Source organism: Blastomonas sp. 34TW, from assembly GCF_059803595.1.
This window is the reverse complement of record NZ_JAPFGW010000008.1, coordinates 99784-113543: the sequence shown is the minus strand read 5'-3', so window position 1 is coordinate 113543 and position 13760 is coordinate 99784. Positions and strand designations below refer to the sequence as shown.

General features: G+C 66.0%; 13 protein-coding genes. 3 read left to right on the top strand and 10 right to left on the bottom strand.

All coding sequences use genetic code 11. From position 1 onward, the window contains the following. Window positions 1–534 (bottom strand): RNA polymerase sigma factor, encoded by a 534-nt coding sequence (locus tag OPU69_RS11730; RefSeq protein WP_498511224.1) that lies wholly within the window; start codon window positions 532–534, stop codon window positions 1–3. A 271-nt stretch (window positions 535–805) separates the two neighbouring features. Between OPU69_RS11730 and OPU69_RS11725 the strand changes: the two genes are divergently transcribed. After that, complete coding sequence (locus OPU69_RS11725) at window positions 806–1225, top strand: hypothetical protein (protein WP_060978337.1); 420 nt, start codon at window positions 806–808, stop codon at window positions 1223–1225. 29 nt (window positions 1226–1254) lie between these two features. Here OPU69_RS11725 and OPU69_RS11720 read toward each other — a convergent pair whose 3' ends face one another. From OPU69_RS11720 to OPU69_RS11685, 8 genes are all read right to left on the bottom strand, one after another. Beyond that, window positions 1255–2493 (bottom strand): alginate export family protein, encoded by a 1239-nt coding sequence (locus OPU69_RS11720; RefSeq protein ID WP_498511222.1) that lies wholly within the window; start codon window positions 2491–2493, stop codon window positions 1255–1257. A 47-nt stretch (window positions 2494–2540) separates the two neighbouring features. Further along, window positions 2541–3248 (bottom strand): YoaK family protein, encoded by a 708-nt coding sequence (locus OPU69_RS11715; protein ID WP_498511220.1) that lies wholly within the window; start codon window positions 3246–3248, stop codon window positions 2541–2543. Between the two features lie 39 nt (window positions 3249–3287). Beyond that, window positions 3288–3719, bottom strand: coding sequence for a DoxX family protein (locus tag OPU69_RS11710; protein ID WP_498511218.1), 432 nt, complete (start codon window positions 3717–3719; stop codon window positions 3288–3290). Between the two features lie 3 nt (window positions 3720–3722). Then, the gene (locus OPU69_RS11705) at window positions 3723–5570 is read right to left on the bottom strand and encodes an amidohydrolase (protein ID WP_498511353.1); all 1848 of its coding nucleotides are present in this window, start codon (window positions 5568–5570) and stop codon (window positions 3723–3725) included. A gap of 101 nt (window positions 5571–5671) precedes the next feature. Then, entirely contained in the window at window positions 5672–5917 is a 246-nt protein-coding gene (locus tag OPU69_RS11700) for a DUF1427 family protein (protein WP_060978340.1), read from the bottom strand. A gap of 44 nt (window positions 5918–5961) precedes the next feature. After that, window positions 5962–6639: a hydrolase gene (locus tag OPU69_RS11695; RefSeq protein ID WP_498511216.1), complete on the bottom strand. Its 678-nt coding sequence runs from the start codon at window positions 6637–6639 to the stop codon at window positions 5962–5964. 26 nt (window positions 6640–6665) lie between these two features. After that, complete coding sequence (dps, locus tag OPU69_RS11690) at window positions 6666–7148, bottom strand: DNA starvation/stationary phase protection protein Dps (protein ID WP_498511214.1); 483 nt, start codon at window positions 7146–7148, stop codon at window positions 6666–6668. Between the two features lie 4 nt (window positions 7149–7152). Next, window positions 7153–7983, bottom strand: a complete 831-nt coding sequence (locus tag OPU69_RS11685) for an alpha/beta fold hydrolase (protein WP_060978376.1) — start codon at window positions 7981–7983, stop codon at window positions 7153–7155. Window positions 7984–8285: 302 nt separating this feature from the next. On the opposite strand from OPU69_RS11685, the gene OPU69_RS11680 reads away from it, so the two are divergent. Then, on the top strand, window positions 8286–8921 hold the full coding sequence (locus OPU69_RS11680) for a response regulator (protein ID WP_498511212.1): 636 nt from the start codon (window positions 8286–8288) through the stop codon (window positions 8919–8921). Then, window positions 8911–11895 (top strand): sensor histidine kinase, encoded by a 2985-nt coding sequence (locus OPU69_RS11675; protein ID WP_498511210.1) that lies wholly within the window; start codon window positions 8911–8913, stop codon window positions 11893–11895. The genes OPU69_RS11680 and OPU69_RS11675 overlap by 11 nt, the downstream gene beginning before the upstream one ends. 9 nt (window positions 11896–11904) lie before the next feature. Here OPU69_RS11675 and OPU69_RS11670 read toward each other — a convergent pair whose 3' ends face one another. Next, a complete protein-coding gene (locus OPU69_RS11670) occupies window positions 11905–13629 on the bottom strand; it encodes a DUF885 family protein (protein ID WP_498511208.1) in 1725 nt (574 codons plus the stop codon). Window positions 13630–13760 lie beyond the last annotated feature (131 nt).

Genomic DNA, 13760 nt, shown 5'->3' with positions numbered 1-13760 from the left:
TCATTCCGCATCGTGCATCTCCTTTAGGCGGATCAGCGCGCGATAGGCCTTTTGCAGATCCTTCTCGACCGTGCTGAGGCTGAGCCCGAGATGCTCGGCAATCGCGCGCTGGCCCAGGCCCTCGATGCGGAACAGGCGGAAGATGTCGAGCACCCGCTCGCCCTCGGCGCGCAGCACCGCCTCGGCCTCGGCCAGCGCCTGTCGCGCCGCGAGCGCGCGGTCGGGCAGCGGCGCGTCCGAGGCTTCGGCATCGCTGCTGTTGATCTCGATCCATTCGCCATCGCGTCTGCGCGCGCGCTGCGCCGAGCGATAGCGATCGTGCATCACATTGTTGAGCGCGCGGAACAGATAATTGCGTGGCTCGGCGATCGGGCTGGTCTGCGCTGCCGCCAGCCGCAGCCAGGTATCCTGGAAGATGTCCTCGGCGGCATCGCCCGCGCCGCGCGCCCGCAAAAAGCGCAGAAAGCCCTCCCGCTCTGCCAGCAGCAAAGCTTGAAGACCCTGCGAGGGCGGCGATGTTCCGGATTCAGGCAAGGCTAGGCTGACATTTGGGGTGGCGCACATGCTGGCAGACGTCACGCCCGATACCAAACCGTAAGCGAGATGCCATTTTTATTCGGCGAACGGAAAATCGATGCGGGATCGCGCGGTGGGTGACGTCTTCCCCCTGCAAGCGGCCATAACCCCCGGCTGGCTTGACGCGGTCCAAATGCCCCCTGGACCTGGTGCACCTTGAGGGAAGCGTTGTGCTAGCCGTTCCCTCAAGGTGCATTTCCCTGCTGGGGCGGGAGGTTGGAGTGCCCTGTTGTCGCGCGTGCTGATCCTGATCGCTGCTGCACTCCAGGCCGTGATGCCTGGACAGGCAGGCGCGGACCTTGTCCCCAGCGCAGACCTGATTTTCGTGCCGCCCGTGCCGGAGGATCAGCCGGTCAGCCTTCCCGCGACAGCCGAATGCCTCGCGCTCGCGCAGGTGCGCGCGACCCGGATCATCGCCGGCACGGGTATCGTCTACCAGATCTCCAGCCGCCGCCAGTTCATCAACCGCGTTCGCGGCAACGCCGATATGCTGCAGGAAGGTCAGATCATGCATGTCCGCACAAGCGGTTCGATGCTGTGCGCAGGGGATATCGTCTATCTGCTCGATGGGCTGACGGGGGCAAGCGTGCGCTTTGTCGGGCTGGGCAAGTTCGAGCGCTATGACGGTCGGCTCGGCCAGCGTCATTAGTTGCACGGAAGGGCAAGTGTTCGTGCGGCTCAGAACTGCCAGGTCATTTCGGCTCCGGCCATCCAGATGGTGCCGGAGCTTCCGGTCTGTTCGATGAAAGGGCCAGCGGTGAACGCTCCCGCCGAAGCGGCGAGAGTCAGCCCGCGCGGAAGATCGACGGAAAGGCCGATTTCGGCCAGGTTACCGATATGCCGGGCGCGTGCCGTCCCGGGCTCACGCAGTTCGCGGCCAGACAGATCGTAAATCCCTTCGAAGCGCGATGCGCGCCAGAACGCGGCAAGGTTGATCTCGACTGCAACGCCGCTGCCGGGATCGAGGACGATACCGGGATTGACGTTGACGATGTTGCGCGGGCCGAGCGGGGTGAGTTCGCCGAAATAGCGGCCCTTGGGAAACATCGCGTTGAACGATCCCAGACGGCGGTCGGTCGGCGAGCGGTCGCCGCTGGCGATATTGGCGCGCAGCCGCAGCAGCGGCGAAAGTGGGACTAGCGGAAAGCGGACCGAGGTTTCGGTGGCCTGCGACCAGGCGCGGATGGCCTGGCCGGCGAAGTGGCCGCGCTGGATCATCGTCTCCCAGTTCCAGGCCAGCCTTCCACGCTGGCCGAACAGCCTGAGCCCGAAGGTATCGCGCTCCTCCCGCCCGCTGATATCGCCGAAGCGCGCGGTGCGGTCCGTGTAGCCGATCCAGTAGAGGTCGAAATGCACGTCCGGTGCGGGCTCCATGGTCAGATAGGCGCTGCGCAACCGGCGGCGGCGGACCGAGCCGTCGTCGAAATCGCCCGGCCCGATCTCGGTCGCCCAGACATGAAGGAGGTCGAGCCGCGCGGCTCCGCGCGCGAGGTTCACCTGCAGGCCGTCAAAAGGCTGGGGAACGTTGGGGCCGTAACGCTTGCCGACCAGGCGCTCCGATCCAAGCGCGATCAGCGCGCGACCGCCCCGCACGCCGAAGTTCGTCCGGTCGTCCAGCGGCAGGGTGAGATCGGCATAGGCCTGCACCAGATCGATGCCGGTGCGATCGACCGGCCCCGCGCCTCCCGCGACACCTCGGGCATAGGCGAGGATCGGCTGCACGACGACACCCACCGGTCCCGCCTCGGCCTTGACCATCGGGATGACGCGCAACCAGAGATAGCCGTCATCGGGCGCCTTGCCCCATTCCGGATCGGCATAGGCCTCATGGCGCAGCCTCGCTTCGCCGGTGATGCTGGTCGAAACCGCTTGCGGCCCATCTTGCGCGAGAGCAGGAAAGGGGGTGGCTGCCGCCATCCAGGCCACCAGCGCCGTCGCGGCCCGCCGCAGCAAGCGGCTGGGGCTCATCCCCGGTCGAGCTCGGCCATCTGTGGGTGGCGGGCGAAGACCAGCGTGCTGCCCAGGACGATACCGCCTGCAAGCATCAGGGAGGGGCCAAGCCCCCAGTTGAGCACCACCAGTGCCCCCAGCACGGCTCCGGCAAAGATCATGGCGACCGCCGCCAGCCGTGTCCGCTGGTTCGCGCCGTCGCCCGCGGCCAGCCGCGAATCCGATGCGAGGCCGGTTATCGTCAGCGTCAGCACCGTGGTCGACAGATCGGGCACCTTCAACTGCCGCACCACCGCGTTGCGGAACCCCATCGCTCCGGCGGTCAGTGCGATCAGCACCGAAAGCGTGGCGGGCGTGGTGGCGGCGGTCCGCTCGAACAGCAGGGCAAGTCCGCCTGCCAGGACCAGCATCGTGCTTTCGACCATGGCCGCGATCACCAACCAGCGGCTCAGCCGGCCCCTGGCGCGCATCCGCCATATCCGTCCGGCGATCACCGCGCCTGCCATGAACGCTGCCAGCGCGACGATATAGTAGGGGGCGTGAAAGCCCTGCGCCCCGACCGCGGCGAAACCGGCAAAGACGACATTGCCCGTCATGTTGGCGGTAAACACCTTGTCCATCCCCAGGATGCTCGCGGCATCGACCATTCCGGTGGTGGCGGACAGGACCAGCAGCAGCCGGACCAGGGGCGACGGCGTCTGGAGGGGCAGGGACTGGTTCATGGCATCGCGCTTTCGGAAGGGGTGTCGGATCGTCGCAACTTACGGATCCTGAGATTGTGGCGCGGCGGTCCATGACAGCCTGGCCACGAGGGCGAACGCCCCGACCAGACCGAGATGCTCGAAAAAAGCATTGGTCGCGTGAAAACGCGCCTCGCCCTGCATCGTCCAGAAATCATTGGCGACCAGCGCTGCGAGCAGGGTGAAGACTCCGAGCATGCCCGCGCCCAGCCAGATCAGCCGCCCGGAAAGGATCAGCGCCGCGCCGATGAGTTCGACCGCAATGGTCGCAGTGGCCCATAAGGCCGGGGGGCTCATCCCGAAATGCACCTGCTCGGCCACCGCCCCAGGCCAGTCGGCCAGCTTGGTGAAGCCGCCGATCAGATAGGCGCTGACCAGCAACAACCGGGCAAGCAGGCCGGTCACCGGTGACCAAATAATCGAGGCAAACGTGGAGGACAGGGGCGCGTGCATCGTTCAGACCGCCCAGCAGCCGCAGCCGAGCGTGCCCCAGAAGCTCTGGACGTCGCTCGCGGGAATATCAGCGCCCAGGGCGGCTGCATGGTCGTGCCCGTGGATCTGGCAGGAGGATGCGCAGCCGCACGCGCTCGCCAGTGCAGCGGTCTCGGCGGGGGGACGATAATGGCCGCCGAACACTCGGACGGGCGACCAATCGGGCATCGCCGGGGGAAGGTCAGGGGCGAGCGGGGCAAAGTCGCCCTCGCCATGCACCACCGCCCCGCCTAGCAGCGTCAGCACCGATCGGATATGCGCGATCTCGGGCTCCGGCACTGCGAAGAAGTCTGCCGAGAGCAAGGCGCAATCGGCGAGCTGACCAGCCCTGATCTGCCCCTTCTTGCCGGTCTCGCTGGAAAACCAGGTATTTTCGTGTGTCCACATCGCCAGCGCCTTTTCTCGGGCGACGCGGTTGGCATCGGGATAGAGCGCGAGGCCGCCGACGGTGCGCCCAGTGACCAGCCAGGACAGCGAGACCCAGGGATTGTAGCTCGCCACGCGCGTCGCATCGGTGCCCGCGCCGACGGGGATACCCGCCGCGATCATTCGCGCGATTGGCGGGGTGCGTTCGGCGGCAGCCGCGCCATAGCGTTCGACGAAATATTCGCCCTGGAATGCCATGCGGTGCTGTACCGCGATCCCACCGCCCAGCGCCGCAATCCGGTCGATATTGCGCTCGCTGATCGTTTCGGCATGGTCGAAGAACCAGGGGATGCCAGTCAGCGGAATGTCGCGGTTCACCTTCTCGAACACGGCCAAAGCGCGGCCGATCGTCTCGTCATAGGTCGCGTGCAGCCGCCAGGGCCAGCGATGCTCGGCGAGCAGGCGGATCACCGGCTCCAGATCGCCTTCCATCGACGGCGGCATGTCGGGTCGGGCGACGCGGAAATCCTCGAAATCGGCGGCCGAATAGACCAGCATCTCGCCCGCACCATTGTGGCGATAGCTGTCGTCGCCCTGACCGGGCTTCACCTGCTTCACCCATCCGGCAAAGTCGGCGAGCTCCTCTTTCGGCTTTTGTGTGAACAGATTGTAGCTGATCCGCACGGTCAGCTGCCCGTCGGCATGCAGCTTCTCGATCACGCGATAATCGTCGGGATAGTTCTGGAAGCCGCCGCCTGCGTCGATCACGCTGGTCACGCCGAGCGAATTGACCTCGCGCATGAAATGGCGGGTCGAGTTGATCTGGTAATCCTCGGGCAGCTTGGGCCCCTTGGCGAGGGTCGAATAGAGGATCGTCGCATTGGGCTGGGCGAGCAGCAGGCCGGTGGGGTTGCCGTGCGCATCGCGCGCGATCTCACCGCCGGGCGGGTCGGGCGTGTCCTTGCCATAGCCGACGACGCGCAGCGCCGCCGCGTTGAGCAGCGCGCGATCATAAAGGTGCAGGATGAACACCGGCGTGTCGGGCGCGATGGCGTTGACCTCTTCGAGCGTCGGCAGGCGCTTCTCGGCGAACTGGTGCTCGGTAAAGCCGCCGACGACGCGGACCCATTGCGGCGCTGGCGTGCGATCGACCTGGCGCTTGAGCATCGCCATCGCATCGGCCAGCGTCGGCACGCCGTCCCAGCGCAGCTCCATGTTATAGTTCAGCCCGCCGCGGATGATGTGCATATGGCTGTCGATAAGCCCGGGGATAAGCCGCCGCCCGCCGGCATCGATCACCCTGGCTTCAGGTGCCGCGGCGCGAATCTCGGCTTCCGATCCGACCGCGAGAAAGCGTCCGTCGCGGATTGCCACAGCCTGTGCGCGTGGGTTGTCGCGGTCGAGCGTCGTCACAAGTGCATTCACGATGATCAGGTCTTCGGGCATGGCTACGGGCCTTCCGGTCGATCGGGCAGCGGCGGTGCCCGGAAGCAGCGACAGGGCGGAAGCGGCGAGCGCTCCGGTCAGCGTCTCGCGGCGCGTCGCGGTCATGACGGGTCCTTCGACGCTGGCGGTACCCCGGTGACGCGGGCAGCGCAGTTCGCCTTCCAGAAGGCGATGACCTCCTGCCCCTTGAGCACCTGTCTCGCCAGCGGCACCGCCTGTTCGCCCAGCAGCATGCCGAGCAATCCCAGCAGCGCGATCGCCGGAGGGGCGGGCGATCGCGTGCCGAGCAGACTGTACAGTGCGCCGACCAGAAGACCGATGCCAAGCGCGACGAGATAGGGTTTCATGGGGCAGGAGCTCCCGTCTTCGAGGTCGGGATCAGGGGCGACGGTCAGTGACCTTCGGGATGCGGCGCTTCGTGCGCGAAGCTGCCGCGCTGCGGGGCCTTGTGCACCATGGTATAGGCATAATCGACGCCCATGCCGTAGGCGCCCATATGCTCGCGCACGATGGCCATGATGCCGTCATAGGTATCGCGGTTCGCCCAGTCGCGCTGGAGCTCGAGCATCGCGTTGATCGTGGTCAGCGGATGCGCGCCAGCCTGCTCCATCCGGCGGATGGCCGCCTCGTGCGCTTCGAGCGAGGTCCCGCCCGAGGCATCGCCGACGAAATAGACCTCGAAGCCTTCCTCGATCGCACAAAGCGTCGGGAAGAGCAGGCACGCCTCGGTCCACAGCGCGCAGATGACGAGCTTCTTGCGGCCGCTCGCCTTGACCATCGCGACCAGCTCGTCCGAATCCCACGAGTTCATCGAGGTGCGCTCGATCGGCTTCTGCTGCACCACGTCGAGCAGTTCGGGCCAGATATAGCCGGAAAAGGACTCGGTCTCGACCGCGGTCAGGATGATCGGCACGCCGAACAGCTTCGCCGCCTTGGCCAGCGCCACGGTGTTGTTCTTGAGCAGCTGGCGGTCGATGCTGGTGACGCCAAAGGCCATTTGCGGCTGATGGTCGATGAAGATGAACAGCGTGTCATCAGCGTTGATCAGCTTTTGCGAACGGAAGGTCATGGGGGTTTCTCCTTGGGGGATGGGGTTCAATGCGCCTGGAGATGCGCTTCGAGGAACCAGAGCTGCTTGTCGGTCTCGCGCGAGATCTGGGTGAACAGGTCGGCGGTGTCGGCATCGCCGATGCCCCCAGCCTGATCGATGCCATCGCGCACCGCCTTGCCGAACGCGCCCAGGCTGCCGGCCAGCGCTTTGAGATGCGCTTCGCCGCCTGCGGCCTCGAGCGGATAGCCATAGAGCGTGGTGGCCGATGCGGTGGTCGTCACCCGTCCGTCCGCGACATGGCCGAGCGTGGTGATGCGCTCGGCGAGCAGGTCGACAAACTGCTCGATCTCGTCATGCACGGCGTCGAACAGCTGGTGCAGCTGCAGGAAATGCGGGCCCTTGACGTTCCAGTGCGCCTGCTTGGCCTGCGCCTCCAGGTCGAGCGCGTCGGACAGGCGCGCCTGCAACAGTGCGCTCGCCTGCTTGCGCACATGGTCGGAAAGGTCGATGCGGCTTGTATAGGTCATCGCATCAGCCCTTGATGAACTTGAGCAGATCGGCGTTGATCACGTCGGCATGGGTCGAGGCCATGCCGTGCGGCAGGCCGGGATAGGTGATCAGCGTGCCGCGCTTGACCAGCTTCACCGCCAGCTCGGCCGAATTGGCGATCGGCACGATCTGGTCGTCCTCGCCGTGCAGGATCAGCACCGGCACCTCGATGGCCTTCAAGTCCTCGGTAAAGTCGGTTTCCGAAAAGGCCTTGATGCAGTCGTAATGCGCCTTGGCGCCGCCCATCATCCCCTGACGCCACCAGTTGTCGATCAGCCCCTGGCTGACGGCCGCGCCGGGGCGGTTGAAGCCGTAGAACGGGCCACTCGGGACGTCGCGGAAGAACTGCGCGCGGTTGGCGAGCAGTGCGGCGCGAAAGCCGTCGAACACCTCCATCGGCAGGCCGCCGGGATAGGCCTCTGTCTTGAGCATGATCGGGGGGACCGCGCCGATCAGTACCGCCTTGGAGACACGGCCTGGACGCGCACGCGCGACATAGCGGGCGACCTCGCCGCCGCCGGTCGAATGACCGATATGCACCGCGCCCTTGAGGTCGAGATGATCGGTGAGCGCGGCGACATCGGCGGCATAGGTGTCCATCTCGTTGCCGCTATCGGTCTGGCTGGAGCGCCCGTGTCCGCGCCGGTCATGCGCGATGACGCGATAGCCCTTGAGCAGGAAATGCATCATCTGGTTGTCCCAGTCGTCTGCGCTGAGCGGCCAGCCGTGGTGGAAGACGATGGCCTGCGCGTCCTTCGGCCCCCAGTCCTTGTAGAAGATCGAGGTGCCGTCCTTGGTGGTGATCGTACCCATGTTGCGTTCTCCTGAAGCCGGGGTGCGGGGGGAAATTGCGAGCGAAGGGGCAGCGCCGAGGGCCGTCATGGCGGAGCCTGCGGCAATGAACTGGCGGCGGTCGAGATGGATCGGATTTCCGGTCATGCCATGTCCCCTTGATGCGTCCAGGAGGATGATCGGAACCGGCGCGCGCCGATACACCCGATCGGGTGAAGTCTCGCCCCGATTTTGGGTGCTTCGAAACGGCACCCTGCCATGATAGGGAGGGATTCCGGCGCCGCAGCGCGCTCAGACCCAGCGACCGAGGCAGGATTTCTCCGATGACCGCTGCTGCAGCAGCCCCGATCCGCATCCTGATCGTCGACGATCACCCGATCCTGCGCGAAGGGGTGCGCGCGATCATCGAGCCGCAGCCCGATCTCGAGGTCGCGGGCGAAGCGACCAGCGGCGCAGGCGCGATCGAACAGTTCAAGGCGCTGCTGCCCGATGTGGTGCTGATGGACCTGCGCATGCCCGAAATGGGCGGGGTCGAGGCGATGCAGGCCATCCGCGCGATCAGGCCCGATGCGCGTATCCTGGTGCTGACCACCTATTCGGGCGATGCCATGGCGATGGCGGCGCTGCGTGCTGGCGCTGCCGGTTTCCTGCTCAAGAGCAGCCTGCGCCGCGAACTGCTCGGCGCGATCCGATCGGTGCATCGCGGGCAGCGGCATCTGCACCCCGATGTGGCGCAGGATATCGCGCTGCATGCCATCCAGGAACCACTCACCCCGCGCGAGATCGAGGTGCTGCAGCTGATCGCGGGCGGGCATCCCAACAAGCAGATCGCCTGGAAGCTCGGCCTGGCCGAGGAAACCGTCAAGTCGAACATCAAGAGCATCTTCGGCAAGCTTCAGGTCCGCGATCGCACCCATGCGGTCACCACGGCGGCCAAGCGGGGCATGATTGAGCTTTGATGGTGCACGGCAGAAGGCGCTGCGCGCTGCGCTGGCGTTGATGCTGGGTGGCGTGCTTGCGCCGCTATGCGGAGCGCAACCGATCGCGGCGCAAAGCGAAACCGTCATGCCGCTGCCCGGCTACAAGCTGCACCATTGGTCACTCGAGGAAGGCTCGCCCAGCCGGATCAATGCGATCACTCAGTCGCGCGACGGCTTTCTGTGGATCGGCGGGGTCGACGGGCTGTTCCGGTTCGACGGCATCCGCTTCGAACGCATTGGCCCGCGCCCGACCGATCCCGACCGCATCGTGGTCGCCCGGCTGCTGGCGGCGCGCGAAGGGACGCTATGGATCGGCCTCGCGCGCCGCAAGGGCATGATGGTATGGCGGGGCGGCAGGCTCGCTGATGCGGGCATGCCCAACCCGTCGCGCGAAGTCAGCGATATTGCGCAAGGGCCAGATGGGGCGATCTGGGTCACCCGCGGCGGGCGCGGGACCCAGTCGCTCGCGCGCTGGCATAAAGGGCGCTGGACCGAATTCGATGTGCGTTCAGGCCTGCCCGAAAAGCCGGCCTGGCACCCGTTGTTCGCGCGCGACGGGACGCTGTGGCTGACGATAGAGGATGCGGTCTATCGCAAGGTCGCGAACGCCGATCGGTTCGTGCCGACGGGCATCGTTACCGAACCCCGCGCCACCCTGGCCGAGGCACCCGATGGCACGATCTGGCTGACCGAAAAGACGCGCACGCGCCCGATTGCCAGGAACGGCCAGCTGATCCGCGACAGCGCTGGCTTTGCCATTCCCTTCGGCATCCGCACCGTGTTCGACCGACAGGGCGATCTGTGGATTGCCACCTGGAGCGACGGCGTGTTTCGGGTCCGCACGCCCGCCAGATCGACCCGAACCGTGGCGCATCTCACGACGCGCAACGGCCTGCTGTCGGACCCCGTGCGGGCGGTGTTCGAGGATCGCGAGGGCAATGTCTGGATCGGCGGCGAGATGGGGCTGAACATGGTCCGCAAGGTGCCGATCAGCCCGGCTCTGGGCGTGCCGAGCGACCCTGCGACCAACCGCATGCTGGCCACGGACAGCGCCGGCCAAGTCTATGCCGCCAACGACACGACGCTGTTCGAGATCCGCCCCGGCGAGCAGGCCAGCGCGATTTTCACCTCGCCGACCGTGATCGAGGCGATCTGTGGGGCGCGGGGCGAGGGCATCTGGATCGTGCTGCGCGGCAAGGCCATGCGCTGGCTCGGGGGGAGGGTCGGCTCGGTCTCGCCGCTGCCTGACAGCTTCGCCGCCAATTCCTGCGGCGAGGATGCTGAAGGACGGCTTTGGCTGCCCGCGCTGCAAAAGGGGCTGTTCGTGCTCGAACGGGAAAAGGCGCGCGCATGGCCGGGGGTGGTCGGCAAGACGCATATTCCCGGCAATGTCGCGATCATGGCCGATGGGCGCGCTGCCATTCATTTCCGGGGCGACGCACCGCGGGAAAGGAGCGCGTTGCCGTTTGTCGCGCTGGACGACAGGGCAGTGGCCAGCGATGGTATCGAAGGGCTGCTGCCCGGCAGACGCACCCTCTATACCAGCGGTGCGGCAGGGCTGGCTGCACCGCTGCTGCGGGGCAAACCGCTGCTTGCCTCCAGCCGCTATCCCTGGGCAAGTTCGATCAACGGCATGGTCCAGACGGAGGCGGGGGACACCTGGACGATCGGCGATCTGGGCGTGGTGCGCCTGAAGACGGCCGATCTCGAGCGCGCATTGTCCCTGCCCGGTGCCACGGTTCCCTATCGGCTGTTCGACTTTCGCGAGGGCCTGGGCAGCTTCGCCCAGAAATCGTCCGGGGCACAGATCGTCGCGGGGCGAGACGGACGCATCTGGTTTGCCACCCGCGATACGATCGAAACCATCGACCCAGCGGCTTTCGTCCGCAATGCCCGCCCGCCCGACAAGATGATCCGCGCGCTGACGGTTGGCCAGCAGACGGTGATGGCGCAGCCAGGCATCCGCCTCGACGCCAATGTCACCGCGCTCGCCATCGAATATACCGCCACCGTTCTCGCCGCGCCCGACCGTGCGCGCTTCCGCTACCGGCTGATCGGACAGCAGGATCAATGGATCGATGCCGGGTCGCGCCGGACGGTAACCTTTGCGGACCTAGGACCTGGCAACTATCGCTTCGAACTCATGGCCGCCAACGAGGATGGGGTGTGGAGCCGCAAACCTGCGGTGCTCGAATTCACCATCGCGCATGCCATCCACCAGACCTGGTGGTTCCGCTCGCTCGCGCTGCTCGCGCTTCTGGGCCTACTCTATCTGCTCTACACCCTGCGCCTACAGCAGGTCAGCAGCCGGGTGCGCGTGCGGATGCTGGTGCGCACCAGCGAGCGCGAACGGATCGCGCGCGAGCTGCACGATACGATGATTCAGGGCGTGCAGGGGCTGATCTTGCGTTTTCAGGCAGTTGCGGACCGTTTTGCACATGATCCCGAGGCCCAGGCGATCCTGCAGCCCGCGCTGGAACGGGCCGAAGAGGTGCTGGTCGAAGGCCGCGATCGCGTCACGGGGCTGCGCACACCGCGGGTGCGTGACTTTTGCGAGGAGTTGGCCCGACTGCTGGGCAACGGCATGTATCCGCAGGACCGGATCGCGCCGATCCAGCTGACCCAGACGCCGCGTCCGATCGCGCCAGAGATCATCGACGACCTGCTGGCGGTGCTGGGCGAGGCGCTCAACAATGCCGTCGCGCATTCGCAGGCCAGCCGGATCGAACTCGGCGTGCGCTTCGGTCGATGGACCTTCGGTGCCTATGTCCGCGACAACGGCATCGGCATGCACGGAACGATCATCTCCGATGGCGGGCGCCCGGGCCATTTCGGGCTGCTCGGCATGAAGGAGCGGATCGAGGCGATCGGCGGCAAGCTGATCGTCGAGAGCGCGAACGGCTTCGGCACGGTGGTCGAACTGCAGATCCCCGCGCGCGTCGCCTATGCCTGATCCCGCTCGTCAGCGCGCAGAACGAGCCGTACCCCCGCTGCCGTTAGCGGCCATGGCCTTGGCGAGCGGAACATGGGCCCACAATTTGCCGACCTCGTCGTCCAGCCCGGTCAGGTCATAGCGCAGCAGCGATACCGGAAGGCGGCCCGTGTTCATCAGATAATCGTGAAAGTCCTTGATCCGGAACGCATCGCCCAGCTGCCGACGCCGGTCGACCAGCATTTTCTGCAGCTGCATCGCGCCAATCGTGTAGGTCATGCCATAGCCGGGCGGGCGGCGGATATAGATGCCCGCATCGACGCGCGCGACATCGTCGTCGAGATAGGGCGTCCACTCCTTCCAGAAGGCCATGGCCTCACCGACCGTCATCTCGTTGCGCTGCATCTTCACATCGCCGATCGTGCGCGCGGCGCGGAACAGGCCGAAAATGTAGATCAGCTCGCGGGTGCGCGGGCGGTCGTCGAACAGCCCCAGTTGCAGCGCCTGTTCCTCCAGATAGAAGCCCCAGCCTTCGGTGCGCCCGCTGTCGCTGATATGCTTGCGGATGGGATGCGTCACCCGTGCGCCGGTCATCCCGTCGAAACGATGGCCGGGAAAGGTCGCGTGCAGATGGTCGGGCGACGCATCACGAAACTGCACCTGCTCCCAGAACATCGGGCCCTTGGGTCGCACGACCCAGGGAGCATTGAAGCCGACCTCCTGATAGGTGCCTGGAATGTAATCGGGAATCGTGATGATCTCTTCATCGCGCAACCAGGCGCGAATCTTGGCGTCGGTGCCCGCGAGCTGGGCCTCATATTCCTCGCCGCTGGTCGGCAGCTGGAGCTCGGGCAGCTTGCGGTTGCGATGACGCTCGGTCGCATAATTGGACCAGTGCCGCTCGAGTTCGCGTTCGGCCAGGGTGACGATCTCGTCCGAATCATAGGGCATCAGCCTGACATGGTGGAGGAACCAGTCATAGGCTGGCTTGCCGACTCCTGCGGCGGCGGTCATCCGGGGGCGGCCTGCCACTAGCCAGTCGCGAAAGCCCGCGATCGCAGCCTGGGCCGCATCGATATCGGGCAGCAGATCGGGCTGCTGCGTCGCGGCGCGCGCGCGCAGATCGGCAAACCAGCCGATCAGCCCTGCCGGCTCGACCGCGCGATAGGGCATGCCATGGCCGACCCCGTCGCCGTTCGAAAGGCTGTGGATGGCAAGATCGGCATAATCCGCCGCGACCGAATCGAGGTTGATCCTCGCCTGGGCCAGATAGGCCGGGATCGCGCGGATACGCGCCTTGAACGCCTCGCTCTGGTCGGGCTTGAGCGGCAGATCGGTATAAGCCAGCCGCTGCAGTTCATCGACATACATGCCCGGATCGCGCGCCCAGGGCTTGGTGATGTTCAGCGTGAAATCGGCAAGGTCCATCTGCGCGCGAACGGCAAGATAATCGACCTGCTGGTGCCGATCCCAGCGGGCGACCGCAAAGCCGGGCAACTGGGCCTGGAACGCAGCCAGTTCGGCGCGGCGCTTGGCGACGGTTTCAGGGCTGTAATCGACGATGCCGTTCACCGCCTTGGGCGTTTTCCACGCGTTGAAGCGTGCGAAAAGCGTTTCGAAATCGGCATAGGATCCGGTGCCATTGGGCGGACCTGCAGGTTGCGTTGCCACTGCGGCAGGCGCTGTCTGGGCCAGCGCGACTCCGCCGGGCGCGGCAAGCAGGATTGCCAGAGTCGTAAGAGATGTCAGGCGCATGGGACCGTCTCCTTTCCCCATTGCCGGCACGGCGTTCCAGCCGTTGCGCAGCATCGATCGCTTAAAACGAAAAAAGCGTGAATATGGATATAGTGTGGCGGTCGCTCGGCCTCGTCAAGCGCTGAATTGAT